The organism is Corynebacterium marinum DSM 44953, assembly GCF_000835165.1.
GTDB lineage: Bacteria > Actinomycetota > Actinomycetes > Mycobacteriales > Mycobacteriaceae > Corynebacterium > Corynebacterium marinum.
The window spans coordinates 25644-50578 of the sequence record NZ_CP007790.1; the positions used below are offsets into that span (position 1 = coordinate 25644).

The 24935-nt window shown below is 67.2% G+C and carries 22 protein-coding genes, 1 tRNA gene and 2 pseudogenes; 8 read left to right on the plus strand and 17 right to left on the minus strand.

Translation table 11 applies throughout. The annotated features are described in order from the left end of the window. Nucleotides 1-36 precede the first annotated feature (36 nt). From pknB to B840_RS00165, 7 genes are read right to left on the minus strand one after another with little or no spacing between them, the layout of a single operon-like run. Nucleotides 37-2004 (minus strand): Stk1 family PASTA domain-containing Ser/Thr kinase, encoded by a 1968-nt coding sequence (gene pknB / locus B840_RS00135; protein ID WP_084602670.1) that lies wholly within the window; start codon nt 2002-2004, stop codon nt 37-39. Further along, a complete protein-coding gene (locus tag B840_RS00140; RefSeq protein ID WP_042620438.1) occupies nt 2004-3488 on the minus strand; it encodes a serine/threonine-protein kinase in 1485 nt (494 codons plus the stop codon). The genes pknB and B840_RS00140 overlap by 1 nt, the downstream gene beginning before the upstream one ends. Further along, nucleotides 3488-4921 carry a penicillin-binding transpeptidase domain-containing protein gene (locus B840_RS00145; protein WP_042620439.1) on the minus strand — a complete coding sequence of 478 codons (1434 nt, stop codon included), beginning with the start codon at nt 4919-4921 and terminating at the stop codon, nt 3488-3490. The genes B840_RS00140 and B840_RS00145 overlap by 1 nt, the downstream gene beginning before the upstream one ends. After that, a complete protein-coding gene (locus B840_RS13380; protein ID WP_042620440.1) occupies nt 4918-6288 on the minus strand; it encodes an FtsW/RodA/SpoVE family cell cycle protein in 1371 nt (456 codons plus the stop codon). The genes B840_RS00145 and B840_RS13380 overlap by 4 nt, the downstream gene beginning before the upstream one ends. Next, nucleotides 6289-7722: a PP2C family protein-serine/threonine phosphatase gene (locus B840_RS13385; RefSeq protein ID WP_042620441.1), complete on the minus strand. Its 1434-nt coding sequence runs from the start codon at nt 7720-7722 to the stop codon at nt 6289-6291. It lies immediately after the preceding gene. Continuing rightward, nucleotides 7719-8183 carry an FHA domain-containing protein FhaB/FipA gene (locus B840_RS00160; protein WP_042620442.1) on the minus strand — a complete coding sequence of 155 codons (465 nt, stop codon included), beginning with the start codon at nt 8181-8183 and terminating at the stop codon, nt 7719-7721. The genes B840_RS13385 and B840_RS00160 overlap by 4 nt, the downstream gene beginning before the upstream one ends. A 2-nt stretch (nt 8184-8185) precedes the next feature. Further along, nucleotides 8186-8986: an FHA domain-containing protein gene (locus tag B840_RS00165; RefSeq protein ID WP_042620443.1), complete on the minus strand. Its 801-nt coding sequence runs from the start codon at nt 8984-8986 to the stop codon at nt 8186-8188. Nucleotides 8987-9280: 294 nt separating this feature from the next. Here B840_RS00165 and B840_RS00170 point away from each other — a divergent pair. Next, nucleotides 9281-9363: transfer RNA gene (locus B840_RS00170), tRNA-Leu, on the plus strand. Between the two features lie 238 nt (nt 9364-9601). Here B840_RS00170 and B840_RS00175 read toward each other — a convergent pair. The 3 genes from B840_RS00175 to B840_RS00185 all read right to left on the minus strand — a co-directional run bounded on the left by B840_RS00175 (nt 9602) and on the right by B840_RS00185 (nt 11853). Next, nucleotides 9602-10222, minus strand: coding sequence for a M23 family metallopeptidase (locus B840_RS00175; protein ID WP_042620444.1), 621 nt, complete (start codon nt 10220-10222; stop codon nt 9602-9604). A gap of 101 nt (nt 10223-10323) precedes the next feature. Beyond that, nucleotides 10324-10968 carry a flavin reductase family protein gene (locus B840_RS00180; RefSeq protein ID WP_042620445.1) on the minus strand — a complete coding sequence of 215 codons (645 nt, stop codon included), beginning with the start codon at nt 10966-10968 and terminating at the stop codon, nt 10324-10326. Between the two features lie 78 nt (nt 10969-11046). Then, the gene (locus B840_RS00185; RefSeq protein ID WP_052491015.1) at nt 11047-11853 is read right to left on the minus strand and encodes a glycine betaine ABC transporter substrate-binding protein; all 807 of its coding nucleotides are present in this window, start codon (nt 11851-11853) and stop codon (nt 11047-11049) included. Between the two features lie 209 nt (nt 11854-12062). Between B840_RS00185 and B840_RS00190 the strand changes: the two genes are divergently transcribed. Next, entirely contained in the window at nt 12063-12758 is a 696-nt protein-coding gene (locus B840_RS00190) for a hypothetical protein (RefSeq protein WP_042620446.1), read from the plus strand. 164 nt (nt 12759-12922) lie between these two features. Here B840_RS00190 and B840_RS00195 read toward each other — a convergent pair whose 3' ends face one another. The 3 genes and pseudogenes from B840_RS00195 to B840_RS00205 form a co-directional block, all read right to left on the minus strand. Then, nucleotides 12923-14338 (minus strand): glycoside hydrolase family 1 protein, encoded by a 1416-nt coding sequence (locus B840_RS00195; protein WP_042620447.1) that lies wholly within the window; start codon nt 14336-14338, stop codon nt 12923-12925. 353 nt (nt 14339-14691) lie between these two features. Next, nucleotides 14692-15723: pseudogene (locus tag B840_RS00200) on the minus strand (LLM class flavin-dependent oxidoreductase). A gap of 113 nt (nt 15724-15836) precedes the next feature. Continuing rightward, nucleotides 15837-16466, minus strand: a complete 630-nt coding sequence (locus tag B840_RS00205) for an isochorismatase family protein (RefSeq protein WP_042620448.1) — start codon at nt 16464-16466, stop codon at nt 15837-15839. Between the two features lie 122 nt (nt 16467-16588). On the opposite strand from B840_RS00205, the gene B840_RS00210 reads away from it, so the two are divergent. Then, nucleotides 16589-17557, plus strand: a complete 969-nt coding sequence (locus B840_RS00210; protein WP_042620449.1) for a GlxA family transcriptional regulator — start codon at nt 16589-16591, stop codon at nt 17555-17557. 408 nt (nt 17558-17965) lie between these two features. Then, complete coding sequence (locus B840_RS00215; protein WP_042620450.1) at nt 17966-18169, plus strand: cold-shock protein; 204 nt, start codon at nt 17966-17968, stop codon at nt 18167-18169. A 12-nt stretch (nt 18170-18181) separates the two neighbouring features. On the opposite strand, the gene B840_RS13390 is transcribed toward B840_RS00215, so the two are convergent. Next, on the minus strand, nt 18182-18349 hold the full coding sequence (locus B840_RS13390) for a hypothetical protein (protein ID WP_156971797.1): 168 nt from the start codon (nt 18347-18349) through the stop codon (nt 18182-18184). Nucleotides 18350-18677: 328 nt separating this feature from the next. On the opposite strand from B840_RS13390, the gene B840_RS00220 reads away from it, so the two are divergent. Further along, nucleotides 18678-20252, plus strand: coding sequence for a DUF5129 domain-containing protein (locus B840_RS00220; RefSeq protein ID WP_229676557.1), 1575 nt, complete (start codon nt 18678-18680; stop codon nt 20250-20252). 257 nt (nt 20253-20509) lie between these two features. After that, nucleotides 20510-20920, plus strand: a pseudogene (locus tag B840_RS00225) (NAD(P)-dependent oxidoreductase); the annotation flags it as partial. A 138-nt stretch (nt 20921-21058) separates the two neighbouring features. On the opposite strand, the gene B840_RS00230 reads toward B840_RS00225, so the two are convergent. From B840_RS00230 to B840_RS00240, 3 genes are all read right to left on the minus strand, one after another. Beyond that, a complete protein-coding gene (locus B840_RS00230; RefSeq protein WP_042622388.1) occupies nt 21059-21406 on the minus strand; it encodes a hypothetical protein in 348 nt (115 codons plus the stop codon). Nucleotides 21407-21455: 49 nt separating this feature from the next. Further along, complete coding sequence (locus B840_RS00235) at nt 21456-21965, minus strand: TspO/MBR family protein (protein ID WP_042620452.1); 510 nt, start codon at nt 21963-21965, stop codon at nt 21456-21458. A gap of 94 nt (nt 21966-22059) precedes the next feature. Continuing rightward, nucleotides 22060-23028, minus strand: coding sequence for an MBL fold metallo-hydrolase (locus tag B840_RS00240; RefSeq protein WP_156971799.1), 969 nt, complete (start codon nt 23026-23028; stop codon nt 22060-22062). Nucleotides 23029-23047: 19 nt separating this feature from the next. Between B840_RS00240 and B840_RS13760 the strand changes: the two genes are divergently transcribed. Beyond that, entirely contained in the window at nt 23048-23269 is a 222-nt protein-coding gene (locus B840_RS13760; RefSeq protein WP_042620453.1) for a hypothetical protein, read from the plus strand. A gap of 172 nt (nt 23270-23441) precedes the next feature. Next, entirely contained in the window at nt 23442-24935 is a 1494-nt protein-coding gene (locus B840_RS00250; RefSeq protein WP_042620454.1) for a gluconokinase, read from the plus strand.

Consider the following 24935-nt stretch of genomic DNA (forward strand, 5'->3'; position numbering starts at 1 on the left):
CTTTCGGTGGGTTGTCAGGATCAGGTTAGCAGCAGATCACCGTCTGTTGAGGAGCTGTTCCAGGGGGTTGGCGGGGGGAGCCTCGACGGTGTCGGCGCCCGGTACAAAGACGCCGACGTCGAACTCCCAGTACCGCACCGTGATCGTCTGGTCCCGGCGGAGCGTGGTGCCCTGGGAGGGGTCGGAGGCGGCGATGAGACCGGCGTCGACGAGTGCCCCCGTGCTCACGGGTTCGCCCGTGGCGAGGTTGCCGGTCCAGCCGGCGGCCCGGAGCGAGGCCAGGGCCTCCTCCTCGCTGAGACGGGTGATGCCGGGCATGGTCATGATCATGCCGTTGGACACCTCGAGGGTGACGGCGGTGCCCGGGGGCACCTGGGATCCTTCGTCGCTGACGGAGAGGACGAGGCCCTCGGTTTCGGCGGAGTCGCTCATCCGCACCTGGGCGACCAGGCCGAGGTCGTTGAGTGTGGCCTCCGCCTGCTCCAGCTGCATGCCGGAGAGGGTGGGGACGCGGATGAGGGCGGGGCCGGTGGAGACGGTGATCCGCACGCGGGAACCCTTCGAGATCTGCGCCCCGGCGGGCGGGTTCTGCTCGATGATCAGCCCGGCGGCCACCGTGCCGGAGTTCTCCTCCGCCACCTGCTGCTCCAGCAGCAGGCCGGCCGCGGTCAGCGCTTCGGCGGCCTGCTGCGGGTTGAGCCCCGTGACGTCGGGGACGTCGGTGATCTCCCGCCCGCTGGACACCGCCACGGTCACCGTGGTGCCCTTCTGCAGCTGCGAGCCGGCGGTCGGGTTGGTGCGGATGACGTCGCCGCGGGGGACGTCGGGCGAGGGTTCCTCGTTGACGTCGACCCGCAGTTCCAGCGCCTCCAGCTGCGCGACGGCGTCCTGGCGGGGCAGGCCGGTGACGTCCGGGACCGCGACGGTGTTCTGCACGGTCTGCGTCTGCCCGCCATCTCCGCCGCTGTCGCCGCCCCGCAGGTCCCAGAGGAAAGCGCCGCCGATACCCACCGCGATCAGGGCCAGCAGCGCCGCGAGCCACACCATCCATCTGCTTCTCGACGCCCCCTCGTCCCCGCGCACCACCGACGTGACGGTCGTGGGGGTGTCCTCGACGGGTTCGACGGCGGTGATGTGGTGCCGCGCGGCGTCGGTGACCGCGTTGCGGGAGAGCTTCAGCAGGTCCTTGCCCATGTCGGCGGCCGACTGGTAGCGGTCCGCGGGGTGCTTGGCCATGGCGGTGAGCACCACCGCGTCGACGTTGACGGCGGCGGTGGGGGAGAGGGGGGTGTCGATAAGCGAGGAGGGTGCGTCCGGTTCCTCCTGGACGTGCTGGTACGCCACGGCGAAGGGGGTTTCGCCCTGGAAGGGCGGCCGGCCGGTGAGGAGTTCATAGAGCACGCAGCCGAGAGCGTAGACGTCGGAGCGGCCGTCGGCGGCCTTGCCGCGCGCCTGCTCGGGGGAGAGGTACTGCGCGGTGCCGATGACGGCGGAGGTCTGGGTCATCGCGGAGGTGGAGTCGTCGAGCGCGCGGGCGATGCCGAAGTCCATCACCTTGACCTCACCGGTGTTGGTGATCATGATGTTCGCCGGCTTGACGTCGCGGTGGATGATGCCCGCGTCGTGGCTGACCTGCAGCGCCTCGGCCACCGGGAGGAGTATCTCCGCGGCGCGGGTCGGGGTGAGGGGCCCCTCCTCGCGGACGATGTCCCGCAGGGTGCGGCCGTGGACCCGCTCCATGACGATGTAGGGGACGGCGATGCCGTCGACGACCGTGTCGCCGGTGTCGTAGACGGCCACGATGGCGGGGTGGTTGAGCCTGCCGGAGTTCTGCGCCTCCCGGCGGAACCGCTCCCGGAAGCTCACGTCCCGGGCGAGCTCCACCCGGAGCATCTTGACGGCGACCCCGCGGCCGATCAGGGTGTCCTGGGCGGCGTAGACCTCGGACATGCCCCCGGTGCCGATCACCTCGGCCAGGTCGTAGCGGTCACCGATCAGAGACATCAGGTTCCTCCGTTGGTCATGTTCCCCAGGTTATCCAGGAATTCATCGGCGCCGCCCGGAGTTGCGTTACCTGTCGCCGGCGGCGGCTGGGTCTGCGGTTGCGGTTGCGGCTGTGTCTGGGTCTGTGTCTGGGGCTGGGTCGGAGTCGGCTGGGGCGCCGGGCTGGGCTCTGGTTCAGGCTCCGGCTCTGCGGTCACCTCCGTGGGGGTGATCAACTCGGTGATGGTCTCCTGGGGTGCCTGAGTCGGCGGGGCCGGCGCCACGGTGGGTTCCTCCGCCGTCGGGGTGACCCACTCGGTGACGATCTCCTGCGTGACGGTCGGCGGCGTCTGCGTGGGTTCCGGTTCCGTGCCCGCGCCATCGAAGAGGCCGGCCTGCCAGGCGAAGTAGAGCCCGCCACCGAGCAGGGCCGCGATGAGCACGGCCAGCAGCACCCCCGAGATGAAACCGCCGCCCCCGCCGCCCCCGCTGCGGCGGGGCTGTGCGGGGGGCGCGGGAGGTGCTGTCACGGTGGCCGAGGCCGCGGGCCTGACCGTCGTGGGGTGGGTGACCGCCCCCAGCATGCGGGTGGATTCGGTGGGCGAGGGCTCGGGGGCCAGACGGGTCATCACCGCGGACTTCGGCTGCGGGGGCCGCTGGCCGAGCCGCACGGCGGACACGGCCAGCGCCATCTCGTTGCCGTTGGCGAAACGCTGCGTCGGGTCCTTGCGCAGGGCGATGCCGATCAGCTCGCGGGTTTCGGCGCTGACGCTGGTGGACAGCGCCGGCGGCGCCTGGCTGATGTGGGCCAGGGCCACCGACACGGAGGAATCCCCGGTGAAGGGCCGACGGCCCGCCAGCATCTCGTACCCGACGACGCCCAGCGAGTAGATGTCGCTGCTCGCCGTGACCTCCCGCCCCTGCGCCTGCTCGGGGGAGACGTACTGGGCGGTGCCCACCACCATGCCGGTGCGGGTCAGCGGCACCGCGGCCGCCGCCTTCGCGATGCCGAAGTCGGTGATCTTGACCTGCCCGTTCTGGGTGATCATCAGGTTGCCCGGCTTGATGTCGCGGTGGACCAGGTCCATGCGGTGGATGATGGACAACCCGTGCGCGGCCTGCTCCAGAACATCCAGGGCGAGGTCCTCGGTGAGGGTGTTCTCCCGCGCAAGCAGGTCGGCCAGCGACTCGCCGCGCACGTACTCCATGGCGATGAAGCAGAACGTGTGCCCGCTGGGGTCGGGGATCTCCCGGTAGTCGTAGGTGCGCACGACGTTGTCTGAGTCGATGAGTTCGGCGGTCTCCGCCTCGTTGCGGAAGCGGTCGAGGAACTCCCGGTTGTCCGAGAACTCCGGGCGCAGGACCTTGACGGCCACCTCGCGGTCGAGGACGGTGTCGTCCGCCAGCCACACGGTGGACATGCCGCCGTGGCCGATGATCCACTGCAGGACGTAGTCCGGCCCGATGAGGTTCTGGAGCCGCTCGCGGCCCTCGATGTCGGCCATCACTGACCCCCGGCCGCGTCCAGGACGGCACGCCCGACGGGGGAGGCCACCTGGCCGCCCGTCGCGCTGCTGCCGAACCCGCCGCCGTCCTTGACCACCACGGCCACGGCCACGTCGCTGTCCGGCAGGTACGCCACGTACCAGGTGTGCGGCGGGGTGCCCTCTCCGCCGTGCTCGGCGGTGCCGGTTTTCGAGGCGATGCCGGAGCGCCCGCCGGAGGTGTTGCGCTCGGAGGCGAGCATGAGATCCTCGATCTCCCCAGCCACCTCCGGGGAGACGGCCTGGGTGATCTCGCGCGGCTCGTTGCCGCGCAGCTCCCGCAGGTCGGTGCCGGTGATCCGGTCGACGAGGTAGGGCTCCATCCGGAGCCCGTCATTGGCGACGGTCGCGGCCATCACCGCGGCCTGCAGCGCCGACATGGTCACGTCGCGCTGCCCGATGGAGGTCTGACCGAGGGCGGCGTCGTCGGGGAGCTCGCCGAGGCTGCCCGGGGAGACCGGCAGACCCAGGTCGTACTGCTCGCCGACGCCGAAGGACTCGGCGGCCGAACGCAGGGCGTCGGCACCGACGTCGATGCCCATCTCCACGAAGGCGGTGTTGCAGGACAGGGAGAACGCCGTCTCCAGGGACACCTGGCCGCCGCCCGCGCAGGTCTGGCCGGCGTAGTTGGTCAGCGTGGTGGTGGTGCCCGGCAGCGTGATCTCGGCCGCGCCGGTCAGCTGCGAGTCGGCGGAGTAGCCGTTGTCCAGGCCTGCCGCGGTGGTGATGATCTTGAAGATCGACCCCGGCGGCAGTGTCTCCTGGGTGGCGTGGTTGATCAGCGGGTTGCCCGGATCCGTGGTCACGGACTCCCACGCGCCGGCGGCGGTGGCGGAATCGCTGAGCGGGTTCGGGTCGAAACCGGGGGAGGACGCCAGCGCGAGGACCTCGCCGCTGGAGGGTCGCAGGGCGACGACCGCACCTTCGTAACCGTTGGCGCTCAACTGCCGGTGCGCGACCTCCTGCATGCGGGGGTCGAGCGTGAGCTCCAGGTTCGCTCCGGGGGAGTCCTTGCCCGTCAGGGTGTCCAGCCAGCGGGCGCTGAACAGTCCCGGGTCGGTGCCGTTGAGCACGCCGTTGTAGGAGGACTCCAGGCCGGAGGCGCCGAACTGGTCCGAGAGGTAACCGGTGACCGGGCCGAACGCGGTCGGGTTCTCGGAGGGGTAGGAGCGCTGGTACAGGCCCTCCCCGTCGGCGGCGGAGGTGGCCAGCACCATCCCACCGGTGGAGATCTGGCCCCGCGGGGTGGACTTGAGCTCGAGGAAACCGCGCTGGTTGAGCGGGTTAGCCGCGTACTCGTCCTGCCGGAAGACGTGGATGATGCTCAGGTTGACCAGCAGGACCAGCGTCAGCAGGAGGGCGAAAATCGAGGTGAAACGAATGGAACGGTTCATCGCGCAACCCCCTCCTCCGGTTGGACGGGGAAAAGGCCGGTGCCGTCGGTGGCTTCGGTGGCGTCGATACGCGGCGACGTCTCGGCGGGGCGGCGGGCGGAATGCGAGATGCGCAGCAGAAGTCCCAGCAGAATGTAGTTGGCCATGAGCGAGGAGCCGCCGGCGGACATGAACGGGGTGGTCAGGCCGGTCATCGGCATGAGCGCGGAAATACCCGCGGTGACCACGAAGACCTGGATCGCGATGGTCAGCGACAGGCCGCCGGCCACGAGCTTGCCGTAGGAGTCGCGCACCTGCAGGGAGGCGCGGAAACCGCGGGCGACCAGCAGCGCGAAGAGGACGAGCACGGCGGCCAGGCCGACCAGGCCGAGCTCCTCGCCCACGGCCGCGAGGATGAAGTCCGAGTGGGCGACGGGGACGATCTCCGGGTGGCCCTGACCGATGCCGGTGCCGGTGATGCCGCCCCAGGACATGCCGAACAGGGACTGGGAGAGCTGGTAGCCGGTGGAGTCGTAGTTGGCCACCGGGTCGACGAAGTTGGTCACCCGCTCCTGGATCTTCGCCGAGACCTGGTACACGGCGAAGCCGCCGGCGGCGACGAGCGCCAGGCCGATGAGCAGCCAGGAGCCGCGGCCGGTGGCCAGGTACATCATGCCCAGCACCGTAGTGAACAGCAGCAGCGCGGGGCCGAAGTCGTTGGAGACGGCCATGATGAGGATGGCGATGGCCCACACCGCCAGGATCGGCGCGAGGTCGCGCAGACGCGGGAAATCGATGCCCAGGAAGCGGTAGCCGGCGATGGTGAACAGGGCGCGCTTGTTCACCAGCAGCTGCGCGAAGAACAGCAGCAGCAGAATCTTGGAGAACTCGCCGGGCTGCACGGAGAACGGGCCGATGGAGATCCAGATCCGGGCGTCCGCGTTGATCGACGTCGGCCACACCAGGGGCAGCGCCAGCAGCACCAGGCCCACCAGGCCCAGGAGATAGGAGTACTTGCTCAGGACCTTGTGGTCGCGGACGGACACCAGCACGCCGATGAGCAGCACGATGCCCACCAGCGTCCACATCACCTGCCGGCCGGCCATCGACGTTCCGGTGGCCAGGTCGAGGCGGTGGATCATCACCAGCCCGACGCCGTTGAGCAGGGCCGCGACGGGCAGCATCAGCTGATCCGCCTGCGGGGCGAAGAAGAGCAGCGCCACATGCGCGACGGCGAACACCGCGATGAAACCGCCGATGAGCCACAGCATGTCGGTGCTCAGGACGTTGCCCTGGCTCAGCTCCAGGCTGGCCAGCATGACGGTGAGGACGACCGCGCCGAGGATCAGCAGACCGAGCTCGGTGCGTCGGGTGAGGAAGCGGGACATCTACTTCACCTCCCGGCAGTTGATGCCCGGGCGGGTCAGATCGCCGCCGTCGGATTCGGCGTCCCCGCCCTCCGGCGGGTTCTCCCGGTCGATGCACACCGGCAGAGCCTGGTCGGCCAGGCGGCGCAGCTGCTGCGTGACCTCGTCGTAGGAGCCGGTCTCCAGCCCCGCGACCGAACCGCGCGCGGATTCGGGCAGGTCCTGCAGCGTGAAAGGCGAGCAGTCCTCCGTGCTGCCGACGTCCACCACGCGCAGGGCGCCCGCCTCGTCGAGGCAGGCCTCCTGGTAGGGCGTATGGAGGTCACGGCCGAAGACCGAGAAGTCCACGCCGCTTTCGATGACGAGGTGTTCCTCCTCGCCGGTGCTGATGAAATAGGAACGGTCGACGGTCGAGTAGACCCACCAGGCGGCGGCCACCAGGCCGATGAGGGCCAGCAGGGCGAGGATCAGCGAGGGGAGACGAAATCGGCCCCGCCGGGCGGCATCATCTGCCGGCCCGGCAGTCACCTCCTGCGCTCCGGACGGCACCTGCGGGGCGCCCGTCAGCGGTTGGCTGGACACTTCGCCGTCCGGCGAAATGGTCTTCGGCCGACGCGAGAGAAGCGCCGCGCGCCCCGCCGAGGTGTCCGGGTGGGACTCCTCCTCCGGGTCGCCCAACAGGGCGCCCGCGGTGACGGGGACGGCGGGCAGGGCGGCGACGGCGGCGTCGTCAAGTTCGTCCGTGTCGACGACGTCGGCGACGACGACGGTGATGTTGTCGGGGCCGCCGGAACGCAGCGCCAGCTCGATGAGGCGGCGCGCGGCGACCTGCGGGGCGCCGGTGTTGAGTTCGGAGGCGATGGTGGAGGCCGTCACCGGGTCCGAGAGTCCGTCGCTGCACAGCAGGAGGCGGTCGCCCGGACGGGCGTCCAGGTTGGCCAGCGTCGGCTCCACCGGCCGGCCCGTGTAGGCCTTGAGGATCAGCGACTTCTGCGGGTGCGAGGAGACGTCCTCCGGATCGAGGCGGCCCTCGTCGACCAGGGACTGGACGAACGTGTCGTCGACGGTGATCTGGCTGAGCTCGCCGTCGCGCAGCCGGTAGCCGCGGGAATCGCCGACGTGGATCAGGCCGAACTCCCGGCCGTTGAACATCAACGCCGTCAGCGTGGTGCCCATGCCGTCGGTCTCGGGATCCTGCCGGATCGCCTCGGCGATCTCCCGGTTCGCGTCGTCCGCCACGCTGCCCAGCAGGGCGAGCATGTCGTTGTCGGCCGGGTCGGCGTCGAGCTGCTCCAGGCGCGTGACCATCATCTGGCTCGCCACCTCGCCGGCGGCGTGGCCGCCCATGCCGTCCGCGATGATCAACAGATTCGGACCCGCGTAAGCGGAATCCTCGTTGTTGCCGCGCACCAGGCCACGGTCCGAAAGGGCCGCATAATTCAATCTCAGGTTCACGGAACCAACCTCACTGTCGTCCGGCCGACCTTAATGTCCGAGCCCACGCCGACGCGTTCGGGCTGGTCGATACGCCCGCCGTCGACGAAGGTGCCGTTGCGGGAATCCAGATCCTCCACGAACCAGTCCGAGCCACGCCGGAACAGCCGCGCGTGACGCCCCGAGGCGAAATCATCGCCCAACTGGAAATCACATTCCGGGGAACGTCCCATCACCACCTCCTCCAGCGAACCGACTGCCATGTGCGAACCCTTCAAGGGGCCCTCCACGACGGCCAACTGCTTCGCCGCTTCACGACGCCCCGGCACCACCGCGGCGCGCCGCGGCGTCGCCGGGGCGCTGGTCCGCACGCCGGCGGCGAGACGGACGTCCTTGTACATGGCGCGGACCGCCATGAAAATAAAGAACCACAGGAGCAGCAGCAGGCCGATCCTGAAGATCTGCAGGACAATCGAATCCACCGCTACCTCCTCGACGAGGAGCGGGAAGGATCGACGATCCGCACCTCGATATGCGAATGGCCCACCGTGATGACGTCGCCGTCAGCCAGCAGCCAGTTGTCCACCGGGGTGTCGTTCACGGTCGTGCCGTTCGTCGACTCCAGATCCACCAGCACGGCATCCTGCCCGTCCCACGTGACCTCCGCATGCTGACGCGACACACCCGTGTCCGGCAGCCGGAAATCCGCGTCGTTCGACCGGCCGATGATGTTCGACCCCTCCTGCACCAGAAAAGTCCTGCTCGAGCCGTCCTGCAGCAGCAGGGTCACCACCGGCTGAATCGGAAGCTCGGTGACTTCGGTGGGTGCGTCCTGCTTGTTCATGGTCTTCTCCTGAGGTTCAGGCTGGTCAGTACTGATGGCGTCGAAGCCACTGTCGTCCGAAGGCGCATCATCCCGGAAGGACGACACCCGCAGCTGGCCCGTGTGCAGACCCGACTCCTCCGCGATGCGGACGACCACGGGGCCGCCCACGAACCACCCCTGGTTGCGGCAGTAGCGCGTCATCTGATCGGCGAAAGCCGCCGGCAGATCCGGATTCACCTGCGAGAGGTTCTCCAGATCCTTCGACGACACGCCCACCACGTAGACGTTGGGGGCAGTGACCACGCCGTCATCGACGACGAGGTTGTCCCCCGACTCCTGCTTGAGCAACTCCTCGATCTCGGCGGAAACTACTTTCCCGCCGAAAATCAGGGCAAACCCGTTGTCGAGACCGCGCTGCAGAGCACTGTCGAGCCTGGCGAAACGAGCCATCATGGACATGTCGCACGGCCTCCTTTCTGAAGGGCTTTCCAACGGACGGTTAACCAGCAATGGCGCGGAGGATTCCTCCCGCGCGCACGATCCACATCATTATAGGGGCCGGGTGGGTGGGAATCGTAGATGAAGAATCCGGGCGGGCGCGGGGGAGCACCTGTCCCGCCGGAGTTTCCGGGCTGGTTTCGCGGGGTCGGCAGGCCGGGTGGCCTGCAGATTTGTTCTTTGAATGTGACGCCTGTTATCTTGATTAAGTCCGCACAGCAGTAAGGCTAACGCCGAGCAGCTGTCGCATCACCCGCCCGGGTGGCGGAATGGCAGACGCGCTGGCTTCAGGTGCCAGTGTCCGCAAGGGCGTGGGGGTTCAAGTCCCCCCCCGGGCACAAATTAAAATGCAGCGGGTCACACTTAAGGTGTGGCCCGCTTCTTTTTGCGTCCGTCGGGGTGGGAGCGGCGGGGCAGGAATCCGCCGCCGCACTGACATTGGGCCGCCGAGAGGCCTGTTTCCGGGCCGAGGTCCACCCGGCGGAGGATCCGGGGCCTGTCGACGGCGGCGTCGACACCCAAAACGCCGAATGCCCCGGCTTGCGGGGCAGTCGGCGGGCGTCGGACGGGCGGAGACTAGAAGTGGATGCCGTGGTTGGCGAACCACGGCACGGGGTCCACGGCGCCGTTGCCGCTCGGGTGGATCTCAAAGTGCAGGTGTGAGCCGGTGGAGAATCCCTCGCTACCCATGCCGGCGATGTGCTGGCCTGCGGCCACGCGCTGGCCGACGGACACGTTGAGCGTGGACATGTGGCCGTAGACCGACATGGAGCCGTCGTCGTGCTTGACGCGGATCCAGTTGCCGTAGCCGGAGGCCGGGCCGGAGTTGATCACGGTGCCGGACATGACGGAGTAGATCGGGGTGCCGATGGCGTTGGCGATGTCGATGCCGTTGTGCATGGTGCCCCAGCGCGGCCCGAAGCCGGAGGTGAAGGTGCCGGTGGCGGGGCGGACGACGGAGGCCGTCGGTACGACGTCGGCGATGCCGGCCGTGGTGGCGACCTGGTTGACCGCGCCGGTGGCCGCACTGGTGGCGGCGGAGGACATGGATGCGAAGTCCGGGGTCTGCGCGGAGGCGTTCGCCATGCCCGCCATGCCTGCGGTGGTCACGGTGCCGGCAACGACGGCGGAGAGCGCGAAGCGTCGCCTGGCGGTCTGGAGGGTGGAGGTCTTGCGGTGGCGTCCGGTGTAGCTCAAGGTCTGACTTTCTTTTGAGGGGCAGTCAACTAGTAGCGGCTTCGTAACCGTACCGTTATCAATTTGTGACAACCCTAAACCTCGGACGCATTGTTGTCCAGTTATGCCTCTGGCCTGCGCTGCTCCGGCCGGGGCATCTCGAAACGCTCGCCCTCGGTGATGCCGAAGTAGGTCGCCGGGCCCCCACCTCGGGAGATGGGGTGCGCGAGCGCCGTCTGGTAGATCCCGTCAACCAGCAGATCCTTGTCGATGTGCACGCCCACCACCTCGCCGAACACCACGCGGGTCTGGGTGGGGGAGCCGGCGGCGTCATCGAGCCGGACGATCTGCGTCACACGGCACTCGAAGACAACGCGGGCCTCGGCGACATGCGGGGCGTCGATAAGCGAGGACGCCGCCGGCGTCAGGCCGGCGAGCTCGAACTCGTCGACATGCTTGTCGACGATCGCCGCCGACTCATTCATCGCCTCCGCCAGCTCGCGCGTGGCGAGGTTCCAGCAGAACTCGCCGGTCTCGGTGATGTTGGTGACCGTGTCCTTCATGCCGATGCTGGCGAAACCGATGATCGGCGGCGTGTAGGAGAACGCGTTGAAGAAGCTGTACGGCGCGAGGTTGAGTTGACCTCCGGCGCTGCGCGTGGAGATCCAGCCGATCGGCCGCGGCGCGATGATCGCGTTGAACGGGGAGTGGGGCAGGCCGTGGCCGGCGGAGGGCTCGTAGAAGTGGAAGTCGCGGTGGTGGGGCATGGTGGGGTCCTCGGTGCTCAGTGGGGTGGACGGGTGGGACCCCTCACGGTATCCGTCGACCGCGGTCCGCCCCCGTGATCACCGGGAGGCGGGGTTCAGCCACGCCTCCACCGTGCCGGGGTGGTTGTCCGCCCACCGGCGCACCGCCGGCAGGACGTCGAGCCCGTCGCGCTGCACGTACAGGTCCATCTCGTTGACGTCGGCGGCGGTGAAACGGATGCTCTGCAGCACCGCGCGGGTGCGCTCGTCGCACTCGGCCCAGAAATCGTTGTGCGCGAGCAGGCAGGCCTCGTCCGGGGCGGGGAAGGCGCCCTTCGGGTCGGCGAGCGGGCGCAGGTCGTGGGCCTCGTTGAGGAACATCGGCTGCCACAGCGGGGTGACGAAGTTCTCGCGGGCCCCGATGCGGGTGTTCACCGTCTCGATGAGCTTATCGATGTCGCCGGACGGCTGCTCCCAACCCAGCGCATCGAGCCCGTAGGTCTTCAACAGTTCATTGCCCATGACGGTCAGTCCGGCGTAAGAACCGGTGCCCTGCACCACACGGGTGGTGAAGGTCTCGGCGACCTCCTCGCGGGCGAGGTCCTCCAGCGAGGTGACCGAGGCGTCGACGTAACCGGGCACCGCCCAGAAGAACCTGGCGTCGCCGTACAGCGGGGCGACATTGGTGACCGCATCCTTGACATCGGCCCAGTACATGGCATGCCCGCCGGGCAGCCAGGCGTCAGCGAACAACTGGTGCTCCCCGCTGGCGAGCTTCGGGTACATCTCCGGGTGCGGGCCCTCATGGACCACGACCTCGTGGCCGAGGCGCAACAGCACCTCCTCGACGACGGCCGCGGCAACCTGGTGGAAGGATTCGTTGATTCGTCCGTAGTGGATCTTCATGTCGCTGGTGTCCTTGAGGCAGGGTCGGGTACGGGCGGGTTTTCGCCAGCCTAGCCACCCGGTGCGGGGCAGGTGCGAACGCCGCGGTTGCAGGGGGGCGGCGACCCGCCCCCGCGGTGGTAGGTTCGGCACGGAAATTACATCTTCTGCCTGGGAGTCCGGTCCGAGACGACCCCGGGAGAGCCCCACTTTATGGAGGTCGGGACATCATGAGCACTCGAGTGTCAGCGCAGACGGAGCGGGTGACAGCCGCCGAGACCCTGGCTGCCCGGCTGGACCGGCCGATGGGTTTTCTCGGCGTGCTCTTCCTCTTCGTGGTCCTGGGACAGCTGCTCGTCACCGAACCGGGGTGGGTGCGGACCCTGAACATCACCGGGTGGGTGTTCTGGGCGCTGTTCGTCGCCGAGTTCCTGTTGCGCGCCTATATCGCCGGATTCCAGGCGGCGTTTTGGCGCCGCAACTGGTGGCAGGTCATCTTCCTGCTGCTCCCCTTCCTACGGTTCGTGCGGGCGTTGCGGGCGCTCCGGGCCCTGCGGATGGCCCGGGTCACCCGGGCGGCGCGGGTCGGCGGCATCCTCTCCGCCGGGGTGCGAGGCTCCCGTTCCGCCGGGCGGCTGCTGTCGAACCGGATCGGCTGGCTGGTGTCCGTTACTGTGGTCGTCATCCTGGCCGCCAGTCAGCTGCTGTACGTCATGGAGTCGGAATTGGACTACAGCACGGCGCTCTACGAGGCGGCCCTGGCTACGATCACCGGCACAGGGATCACCGCCGACGACTCTTTCGCAAGGCTGCTACAGCTGGTGCTGGCCGTCTACTCCGTCGCGGTGTTCGCCACCCTGGCCGGTTCCCTGGGCGCCTTCTTCCTCCAGAACGAGGAGGAGGAGTCGGCGGGACAACAGTCCTGAGCCGGCGGGCCTACCCAACCACCCTGCCGTCCCTCACCGGCGCTATGTGAAAGTCGTGCTCAGGAGGCCTCAGTTCCAAGAACTGAGGCAGCCATCCCCGCCACCTCCAGGTGTTCGCGCCGCCGGTTGTTGACGCTGACGCTCGAGGAGGGCTGTGGTGCTGTTCAGTCCCGGAGAGATCCGCCGTTGGTGGCGATGACCTGCCGGTACCAGTCGAAGGATTTCTTGCGGTACCGGCTGAGGGTGCCGCTGCCATCGTCGTTGCGGTCGACGTAGATGAAGCCGTAGCGCTTGGACATCTGCACCGTTGACATCGAGACCAGGTCAATCGGCCCCCAGGCGGTGTACCCGAGCAGCCCCACACCGTCGGCGATGGCTTCGCGCACCTGAACCAGGTGGTCGTTGAGGTAGGCGATGCGGTAGTCATCGTCGACGGTGCGGCCATCCGGGCCGCCGTCGATAAGCTCATCTGTGGCGCCCAGGCCGTTTTCCACGATGAACAGGGGCTTGCGCCAGCGGTCCCAGTAGTCGTTGAGGATGATGCGCAGCCCCACCGGGTCGACCTGCCAGCCCCAGTCGGAGGCCTCCAGCGTCGGGTTGACCACCCCGCCGATGATGTTGCCCCCGCCGCGCTCACCGGCCGCCGGGTCCGCGGCCTCGGCCACGGACATGTAGTAGGAGAAGGAGACGAAATCGACGGTATGCTGCAGCGCCTCCCGGTCGGCGTCGGTGATCTCGAGGTCGATGCCGTGGTCACGGAAGTAACGCTGGGTGTAACCGGGGTACTCGCCGCGGACGTGGATGTCGCCGAAGGTGTAGTCCAGCTGCGCCTCGTACTGCGCCTTGCGTTGGTCGTCCGGGTGCGGTGTCAGGCCGTAGCGCGGCACCGCGAGGATCATGCAGCCGACCTGGTTGGCCGGGTCGACCTCGTGGGCGATCTTCGTCGCCAGGGCGGAGGCGACCAGTTCATGGTGGACGGCCTGGTACAGCTCGGTTTCGCTGAGCTGTTGACGCGGGGCCTCGATGCCGCCAGCGGTGAAGGGGTTGTGGAGGATGGCGTTGACCTCGTTGAAGGTCAGCCAGTAGCGGATGCGCCCGTGGTAGCGCTGCATGACGGTGCGGGCGAAACGGGTGAAGAAATCGATCAATTTCCGGTTGCGCCAGCCGCCGTAGGCCCGGGCCAGGTGCAGCGGGGTCTCGTAGTGTGACAGGGTCACCAGCGGTTCAATGCCGTATTTCTCCAGCTCATCGAGCAGGCGGTCGTAGAAGGCCAGACCCTCTTCGTTCGGCTCGGTGTCATCACCGTGGGGGAAGATCCGCGACCAGGCGATGGAGAAGCGGTAGACCGTGAAGCCCATCTCGGCGAACAGGGCGATGTCCTCGGCGTAGCGGTGGTAGTGGTCGATGCCGGTCAGGGTGAGGTTGTCTGCCGTGGGTCCCTCGGTGGGTGGGGCCTGAAGCCCGTGGGGTAGGACGTCGCGGATGGACAGGCCCTTGCCGTCCTCGTTGTAGGCGCCTTCGATCTGGTTCGCGGCGGTCGCCCCGCCCCAGAGGAAACCGTCGGGGAAAGTGATCGTCATTGTGTCGGTCTCCTCGCTCAAGGTGGTGAGGCCCAGGGTATAAAAGGGTGCGCTGCCGGGGTGGTCGGATGTCGGCGCCACGTGGGCCTGTCGCGTTCTCAGTGACGCGCCGCTGGTGGTGATGGGTGGAAGTGCTCATCCGGTCAGGGGTGGTGAGTGAGCTGACTCCGGCTCAGGGCAGGCTTGGTGGGCGCGCAGGTGTCGCCTGCCGCGCCACGTGTTCATCCACGAAAGACAGGAACGCCACTGCCCGGGAACTGGCTGACCGTCCCGAGGGCTCCCTGCAGGCTGAGATTCTCGGTTGCAGCTTTTCAGGGGTTGTCCTGCAGCGGCCGTGAGGGTGACACCGGGAGTCAGCGACGCCAGGTGGTGGGGTCGCCGGCTGCGTTCTCGGGATCCAGCTCCCACGCCCGGGCGATAAGTTCCATGGACCGGGTGTTGCTCTGCGTGTCGGAGCCTTTGACCAGGAGCATGAGCTCGTCTGCCTGCGCCTTCTCGACGAAGGTCTCCAGGTAATCGGCGACCTGTTCACCGGTGCCGACACCGTAATAGTCGAGCATCGAGGCGTACTGCCGCCCAGCCGCAGAAGCCATCAAGTGAGCGATCTCTCCCTCGCTGACGGCACGTCCATTGAAGTGCATCGCCGTGACGTGCTGCCGCACCATCTGTTCGTGGATCCGGCCTGCTTCTTCTTCAGTCTCGGCGGCAGTCGCGTTGAGGGCCGCGATCACGTAGGGCGCCGACATCACCGAGGAAGGCTCGAAAGTCTCCCGGTAGAGCTCAACGGCCTGTTCGAGCATCGGGGGGAACAGGTGTGAGGCGAACGAATAGGGCAACCCCAGCTGGGCGGCGAGCTGCGCCCCGTAGAGGGAGGAACCGAGCACATAGAGCGGCACGTTGGTGCCCCGGCCCGGGATGGCCTGCACGCCCGGGAAGGGCGATTCCCCCTGGAGGTAGTGCATGAGTTCGATGATGTCCGAGGGAAAATTCTCCGCCGCATTCAGGGGGCGCCGCAATGCCCGCGCCAGGGTCGTGCGGTCGGTGCCGGGGGCCCGGCCAAGCCCCAGGTCGATCCGACCGGGATACATCTCCTCGAGCGTGCCGAACTGCTCCGCGACGACATAGGGGGAATGGTTGGGCAGCATGACCCCACCGGCGCCGAGCCGGATGGTCGAGGTATGTGCCGCGACTTGCGCGATGACCAGGGCGGGGACCGCGGAGGCGATGGAGGAGGAGTTGTGGTGCTCGGAATACTAGACCCGGGAATAACCCAGCCGTTCGGCCTGCTGCGCTATGGCGACAGAACGCCGAAAGGCATCGGCAGGACGCTCTCCTTCGTAAAAACTGGAGAAATCGACGATGGACAACGGTACTCGGGGTGTCATGCGGCTCCGTTTTGTCGGGATCGGGAAGGCGGGAGGCCACGACAGGAACGCGCTGAGCCCGATGGATGCACCACCGGATCAGGTGACCCCTGACGGGGGATCTCTTGCCGGGGTTAGCTCTGGCTGCGGCCGGCCAGGGCGGATTCGACGAGGTTGCTGGCCGCAACCGGCGTCTTGTCCTCGACCGCCTGGCGCCAGCCGGCGGTGTCGGTGACAGCGGCGAGGTTCGAGTGCAGCACGGCCAGCAGCGCAGTGTGCACCGTTTTCGCGTCCACGGATCCGGCGGCGTTGGAGATGCCGATCGCCCCGGTCGCGTCCGAGAGCACCTCCACCTTCAGGCCGAGGGATTCCGCGCCCACCGCGGATCCGATGATGCAGTTGTTGGTCATGAAACCAACCAGAGTGATGGTGTCCACCTCCTGAGCACGGATCCATTCCTCCAGGTCGGTGTCGGCGAAGACGCTGGCGAAGACCTTCGAGGTCTGCTGCCAGTCGGACTGCACGAGGTCGGCGACCTCGGGGTGCAGCTGCGCACCCGTGGAACCGGCCGCGAAGACCGGGGCGCCTTCAGGCAGCTCGTGCCGGATCGCGGCGACAGGAACGTTGTTCTCGCCAGCGATGGTGAGGGCGTCGATGATGGCGGCCAGCGTCTCGTTGCGGGGAGGGTACTGGATTTCCAGGGGGCCGTCGAAATACTCGTTCTGGATGTCGACGAGGACCAGGGCTCTGCGCGGCTGGGTCATGGGTGTCCTTTCCACAGTAATGGGCGATCGCGCTGTGGGGCGCGTCAGTCCCTAGTGTTCTCTTTTCCCCTCCACTAGCGTGAGTGTCATTTATGATGACCTTCGATGGAAAAAGGACAAGCATGAAGATCACCGTCCACGCTTTCGAGACGATCCCGATGTTCCACCTCTCGGTCCCCCTGCTGGTCTTCTCCGAGGTGGGGCAGCTGGGAACGGCGCAGGGCTGGCAGGCTCAGGTGTGGTCTCTGCATGGGCGGCCGGTGCGCACCGCTGAGGGTGTGGTTCTCGGTGACATTCACGGCCCGGAGATCGCCGACCACGCCGATCTGCTCATCTTCCCCTCCTGGCCAGCCGATCTGCCTGCCGTCGATGCCGAAATCACACGGATCATCCAGCGGGCGCATGAGCGGGGGGCGGTGATTGTCGGCCTGTGTCTGGGGGCGTTTCCCGTGGCGGCCAGCGGTATCACCGATGGGCGGTCGGTGGTGACGCACTGGGGGGCGGCTGATCAGTTAGATCAGGCCTATCCGCGGGTACGGGTGGAGCCTGAAGCCCTCTACATCGACCACGGTGACGTGCTGACCTCTGCCGGGACCGCCTCGGGGCTGGATGCGTGTCTGCACCTGGTGCGGGAGCGGTTGGGGTCGCGTGCTGCGGCCATGCTGGCCCGCCGGCTGGTCATCGCCCCGCACCGTGAGGGGGATCAGGCGCAGTACATCGACAGGCCCTTGCGGGGTGAGCCGGTGCCCGGACCGGTCAACGAGGTCATCGACTGGATCCTGGAGAACCTGGACCAGCCGATGACCGTGGCAGCGATGGCGGAGCGGGCGCATATGAGCCAACGCAACTTCACCAGAGTGTTCACACAGATCACCGGCACCACGCCCGGTAAGTGGCTCACCCAGAACCGGTTGAACCACGCTCGAACCCTGTTGGAGAGCACGCGGGACTCCATCGCGGACATCGCCCGTGCGTGCGGGTTCGCCAGCCCCGTGACGTTCCGTCAGAATTTCACGGCCGCCTACTCGACCACCCCGACGTCGTACCGGCAGCGTTTCCACGAGAATGAACCCCACCGAGCGTATAAGTGACAGAAGTGCGTTATGGCGTTGATCGGTTATACGCGGGCTCTGAAATCGGACGGATCGTAGACCGCGGATCTGCAGCGTGTCGCTCTGCTGGCTACCGGGGTGGAACCGGAGCATCGGTATAGAGGCCTCGCGATTCCGCTACCGCCGGTCGGTGCCGGAGCGGCGGTGCAGGCGACTTCTGACAGCGGCACTATCGCTGGGCCGGGATCCATGACATACTGGGCGTTGGTCGCGGTTTCTGTGTGCAGTGTCTAGGCGCTCGCAAGAGATTTACACGCGAGCGCCTTGTTTTCCTCAGCCATGCAGTAACTGCGGAGGTTGATGGTCGACGAGGAGTTCCAACGACTCGGGCGTCAGCGAATCATGCTGGCGAACGTAGCATCGCCTCATCAGGAAAAGGTAATACATATGGCACAGGGAACTGTTAAGTGGTTCAACGGCGAAAAGGGCTTTGGTTTCATTGCCCCCAACGACGGATCCGCTGATCTCTTCGTCCACTACTCCGAGATTCAGGGTGGCGGTTTCCGCACCCTCGAGGAGAACCAGCCGGTCGAGTTCGAGGTCGGCGAGGGCGCCAAGGGCCCGCAGGCACAGCAGGTTCGCCCGCTGTAAGCCACTGGCTCGCTAAAGAATAACCGCCTCACCTTCGGGTGCGGCGGTTTTTCTCATCTCCGGGTCAGGCTTGGATTCGAGTGGTCGCTGCAGCAGCACCGTCAACACCACTTCTTGAAGGGCGGTCATCGTTGCTCGGCGTGGTCGATTTTGAGCTGTATCGCCTGCATGCATGCTCACCTACCGGCCGTTGAGCATAGGCGTCATCGTGGAAGCGATCACCCCGAGACCGGATATGTTCGTTAAAGGTCATCGCAAGGCTGAGGTGTGAGGCGTTAGACGCCTTCTGACCCTGCCAACGGCCCCGATCCGGCAACAGCGTTGGAACTGAGACCGTCACCGGTACAAACTCGATCCAGAAGGTCATCGCAGCCCCCGATCATCCGAAAGATCGGACCATCCAAAGCCCCACACGTTGTGAACTACGCGCCTGAAGCGGGACCGAGAAATCGATGTCCACTCCAGAAATCGCAGTTCACTTATACGATTGGGGGTTAGACTGACGTGCATGATGCCGCTGAAGCCTGACCGATCCGGACATCACGACCCCACATCCCGTGGACGCGAGGTGACCGCCGCCGATTCAAACGACGACGTCGTCCCGGCCGGGCAGATCACGCCGTCCATCCCGAAGTTGATCGGAGTGGCCGTCGCTGCCGCCGCCCTGATCGGCGGGGGGACGGCCCTCGGAATCTCCCAGGCGATGCCCGTCCCTCAGGAGTCCGCGTACGTCATGCAGGATTCTCCCCGGCTCGCGCCGTCCGAACAGACGGACGTGGTGATCCACAACCCGGACGCGGTGCTCAGCGCCGGGGACGAGGCCAGGATCGTCCGGGATGCCGAGAGGCTCGAGGTTCCCGCGGTGGTCACCCAGCTGCACTACATGGTCTTCGCCGACAACCACGAGAACGTCAACGACACGGTGGAGGAGTTCGCCCGCGACACCCGACCCGACCTGATCTCCGCCGATGACGACCACTTCGCCGACGGCGTCCTCATTGTCGGTGTCGGGCTGGACCCTCGCCAGTCCTTCGTGTTCGCGGGCAACGACGTCGCCGACGCGCTGCATCTGCACTCGGGTAGCCACCTCGACAAGGCGGTCACCGCAATCCAGCCCGGGGTCAAGGACAACAACATCCCCGCCGGGCTGTTCGCCGGTGCCGATGCCGCCACCGACACCGAGACTCTCGCGCGGGACCTGTACGGGGATGCCCGCAACAACCGGGTCGGTGCGATCATTGGCGGGGGAGTGGGTGCGGCGGGAGGTGCCGCGGCGGCGGCCGCCGGCGCCGGCGCCGTGCTCCGGACCCGCCGCAAGAAGGCGCTGACCGCCCGGCAGCACTACGACGTGGTGTCCCGGGAGTACGGTTCGCTCGCCCAGCGGCTCGACCACATCGACATCCGGGCACACTCGCTGACCTCCCCGTTCGCGGACAACCAGATGCGGAAGCAGTGGGAGGAGGTACGCGACCGCTTCCTCAATCTTCACGATCATGTGGATTCCTTCAGCCATCTCTCCGCCAGCTCCCCGGACAAGGCCTTCCTCTCACACGCCACGGAGCTTGACGACGCCGCGGAAACCACCACCCGGGTCAGCTACGCCGAAGCGAACATCGACAGCCTGTTCAGGCTCGAACACGGCGATGAAACCGTGCGCCGTACCGAGCTCGCGGCGCTCCGCGAGGACGTCATCGCGGCTCAACTGGAGATAGGCGAGTCCGAATCGGAGCTGTCCCAGCGCCTGCGCGGCATTGAGCGCCGCGCCGACGAGCTCTCCGCCTCCGCGTCGTCGCCGTCGTTCATGGACCAGTTCGTGGTGCTGCTGGGGGATTACCGCCTGGCACTGGCTCAGCTGCAGGAGCAGAGGTTCTCGGATGTCAAGCCCGCCTCGGAGCTGGCCGCCCCGGCCATCTACGACCGGAACTACCGCCCCGGTTACGGCTACCACGGCTTCGTCCCTTTCTGGACGTTGAGCACCTGGCACTCGAGCAATGTCCAGGCAAACGAGGCGACGCAGTCCTCCTCGACCAACTCGTCCTTCAGCTCGGGCTTCTCCGGGGCGGGCGGTTCCTCAAGCTTCTGATCCGCCGCAGGTCACTCGACCTCGACGGGCAGGCTCGCGGCCGTCGACAAGCTGGGTGAGATCCACGAAGGGGCCCGACCCAGACACGAGGATTGAAAACCCCATTCGAGGAGAAGAGGAATAACGTGAAGATCACCGTTGTCGGAGGTTCGCCGGGTGCAGGTGCCCAGTTAGCTGTCGCGGCGGTGCGGGCGGGACATGATGTGACTGCGGTGTCGTGAAGCGGCAACGTTCCGGATGGCGTCACTGCGGTTGCCGGTAGCGCGACGGATGCTGAGGTCGCCCGCGCGGCGGTGACAAGGTCCATCATTGCGGCGATGAGGGAGTCCGGGGTTCGTCGGCTTGTTGTCCAGTCCTCCCTGGGTGCGGGTGATTCGGGGAAGCAACTTCCTGTTCCGCTGCGTCAGCTGATGAAGGTTCTTCTTGCCAAGCCGTTGGCTGATCATAATGAGCAGGAGAAGGCGGTGCGGGAGTCCGGACTCGATTGGACCATTGTCTGCCCGACCGGGCTGAAGGATGCTCCTGCCCGCGGCACGTGGCGGGCGCATGAGGTGCCTGACGGGGAAACGTTGGGCGGAACCATTCCCCGGGTTGATCTGGCTGCTTTCATGCTGGAGGTTGTGGCGGACGATTCGGCCGTTGCTAAGGGGTTCGGTATCAGCAGCTGACCCACTCAGCTGCGTTCTGCGGGGAAATGCTTGTCGACGCCCACGTGGCCAGCCCCGGGAAAATAAAAACCGGGCCCCGTAGTGGGGCCCGGTAGAACATGTCACCGGCTCAACTGCTCACCGGCGCACGTCGGAATGTCACCAGAAGACGGCGATGGCGATGTTGATCAGCGACATGCCGCCGACGGCGTGGGCGAGGCCCTTGGACACCGGCTCGTCGCGGGCGACCTTGCGGCGCGCGATGACGGCGGCGACCAGGACACCGACGAGGATGACCAGCTTGATGCCGATCTTCATGTGGTTGACCGTGCCGTCGTTCATCTCGGCCAGGCCGACGAGGCCCAGGCCGGTGAGCAGCTGGACCCAGGCGCCGATGTGCTGCCACTGGAGAACGGTGGGCTGGCGGAAGGTGGCGAGCCAGCCGCCGACGAGGGCGGCTGCACCGACAATGTGCAGGAAGACGAGGAAGGTATAGAGGAGGTCCATGCCTGACATGCTAACTTTTCGGCACTCAGGTGGCTAAACGGACAGCGGCTCAGCGGTTCTGGTACCAGATCGTCCCCGTGAGCACGGTGGCGAAGGCGGTCCACGCGGCGTAGGGGAGAAGGAACGCGCCGCGGCGCTTATTCACTGCGATGTTGCGTCTGGCCAGGTCGGCGCTGGAGATCGCGAGCATGCCCGCCTCGAGGGTGGCCGGTCCGGGCTGGTGCCCCTTGAAGAACAGCGCGCTCCACCCGGCGTTGAGCGCCAGGTTGGCGGCGAGCGCGTTGCGCAGCTCCTGGTATTCGGCCGTATCGCCGCGTTCCTGCAGGTCGGCGAGGCTCCGGCCCGCGACGGCGGCGATGCTGGCGTACAGCCCGGTCCAGGCGACGGGGAAGACCCAGGCGGGTGGCTGGATAGCGGGTTTGGTCAATGACCGGTACCAGGGCGAGGACGTGTCGGTGGCCAGGGAACCTGCAATGGCGGTGGCCACGACTGCAGCTGACGTGGCGCCGATGGTGCGGTGGCGGCGCTGTCTGAGGGCGGGGAAGTCGAGGATGTCCATGTCCCCGATGCTAGAGAATCGCGTGCCCGCCAGCCGCGCCGAGGAGGAAGGGGCGGGTCCACTGACACCGTGAACCAGCCCCCGCGTCCACCTCCTATTCGGCGGCGAGTTCGGCGAGACCAGCCTGATCGGTGACCTCGATGTCCTCGTCGGTGATGAGGAAGCTCATGAGGTCCTGGCCGAGGACGACTTCGCCGTCGTAGTTTTCCTTGGTCCGGGCGATCATCTCTTCGTCGCTGATGCCCTCGACCTTGCCGGGGATGCCGTTGACGAAGTGGCTGTACACAGCCAGCTTCGGCTGTGCCTGGGCGAAGATCTCGCCGGCCTGGTCCGGGGTGGTGTGGTGCGAGATGACCTGGGGCAGGACGTTGCGGTCCTGGAAGGCGGCGACTTCGTGGATCAGGATGTCGGCGTCCTTGCCGTAGGTCGCCACATTCTCGTTCGGGATGGTGTCGCCGCTGATGACCACAGACTTGCCCTCGTAGTCGATCCGGTAGCCCTTGGCTGGTTGGATCACGTCCGCCGGGTCGTGCTGCACGTCGAACATCGTCACCTTCAGGCCGTCCTCGTCGAAGATGACGCCGTCCTCGGTGAACTCGTGGGCCTCGATGCCGGTGGTGTCGCGCTCGAGCTCCCCGTCGGCGACGCGGACGTCGACGTCGTTCTGGAAGGCTTCGCGCAGGTTGTCCACGATGTTGGTCACGCCCTCGGGGCCGTAGACGTCGAAGGCTCCCTCACGGCCGCCGAAGGCGGGCACGTAACCGGTCATCCACAGGTCGTCGATGCTGAGGACGTGGTCGGAGTGGAAATGGGTGAGGAAGAGTCCGTCGACTTGTCCGGCCTCCACGCCGGCCTGGATGAGGCGGACGATGGCGCCACGGCCGGCGTCGACGACGTAGTTGTTCTCTCCCGCCTGGACGAGCACGGAGAAGCCGAAGCGTTCCGTGCTCGGGATCGGGCTGCCCGTGCCCAGCAGCGTCACCCGCAGTTCGCCCTCGGCCGGGGGGTTCGCCGCCGGGTGGGTGGACTCGGTGATGTTCACCGGGAAGTCGTTCGCTGTCACGTCCCGGGGCTCAGCTGCGTTGCGTGACGATGTCGCCGACGAGGACGTGGACGAGGACGTGGACGAGGACTCAGTGGTGGAGGATCCGCTTTCCTGGGCCCCGGTGGCGGTGCAGGCGGTGACTGCCGTCAGCGAGAGAAGGAGGGCTCCGGTCAGGGCCGTCCTGGCGAAGGGGCGGGTTCTGGAAATGAAAGGTTTCATTGCTCAGCTACCGTTCTCTTATGTGACGTGGGTCATATAATGGTAGCAGACGTGAATCATCAGACCTGACCGGTTCCGCGCCCTTCCTGGGGCGTCGAGGTCCCTACAACCGCATCAGCCACCGCACTATCCTGGAATGAGGCAGTCAATGATATGACGTGTCGCCCCGGGCGAAGCCCCAACGAGAGTCCCCAGGAGAGCGGAGTCCCAGCATGGACCACAAGATTCCCACCATGCCGGTGAAGCGGAAGAAGTCCACCGCTCCGTACGTGGTGGCGCTCGACGTCGGGTCCACAGCCTCGCGGGGAGGGCTCTACGACGCCACGGGTCGCCCGGTCTCCGGGTCCAAGCAGCGGATCGCGCACGAGTTCAGCACGGCCGGCGACGGGACGAGCGTCATCGACGCAGACCAGGTCGTCGCCGAGTGTCGGGAGATCATCGACGAGATCGTGTGGTTCGCGCAGAACAAGGGGTTCGCCGACCAGATCGCCGGCGTTGCCATGGATTCCTTCGCGTCCTCGCTCGTCCTCGTCGGCGCCGACGGCAAGGCGCTGACTCCGTGCCTCACCTACGCCGATTCCCGTTCCCGGAAGCAGGTGCAGGAGCTGGGGGAGCGTATCGACGAATCCGCGTACCACGCCCGCACCGGCGTCCGGCTCCACAGCTCCTACCATCCGGCCCGCCTGCTGTGGCTGCAGAATGAGCACCCGGAGACCTTCGCGCGTGCGGAATCCGTCATGACGATCGGGGAGTACGTCTACCTCCGCCTGGCCGGCATCCGTGGCCTGGCCACCTCGGTGGCGGCGTGGTCGGGCATCGTCGATGTGCGCACCGGCGAGCTTGACCTGCCGGTTCTGGAGGCGTGCGGGGTTGCCCCGGAGTTGTTCTCGCCCATCGTCGACCCGGACCAGCCCGACCGTCCGACCTCCACCGGCTGGAAGGAGCTGAAGAAGGTCGACTGGTTCCATGCCATCCCCGACGGCTGGCCCTCCAACATCGGCCCCGGGGCGATCGACAGCTCAACCGTCGCCGTCGCCGCAGCCACCTCCGGCGCCGTGCGCGTGATCCTCGACGAATGCCCGACCGAGATCCCCTCCGGCCTGTGGTGCTACCGGCTCTCGCGAGATCGGTGGATCGTCGGCGGCGCCCTCAACGACGTCGGCCGCGCGGTCTCCTGGCTGGACGCCACCGTCGCCTCGCCCGGAGAGAATCTCGACGCGGTGCTGGCCGGACCCCCGCTGGCGGGCACCCCTGCTGTCCTCCCGTTCTTCAGCGGCGAGCGCGCCACCGGCTGGGCGGCCGGCGCCCGCGCGACCTTCCACGGAGTCACCGCCGCCACCGGCCCGCAGGAACTGTGGCGGGGCGTGTTCGAGGGCATCGCCTTGTCCTACCGGCGGGTGTGGGACGAGCTCACCGCCGCCGGAGCAAGGCCGTCACGGGTGATCGCCTCCGGCCGTGTCTCGCTCGACCATCCCGCCTGGCTGCAGATGCTCGCCGACGCCCTCGAGGCCCCCGTCATCCCTCTGGCCATGAAGCGCGCGACGCTGCGCGGAACCGCCCTGATCGCGCTCGACACACTGGCACCCGGAGTGGAGAGGGCGACGCCACCTTTCGGGGAGGAATGGCGGCCCGTCGATAAGCATCTGCCCCATTACCGGCAGGCGATGGGCGACTTCGAGATGCTTTACGGCGTACTCGTCGCTTAA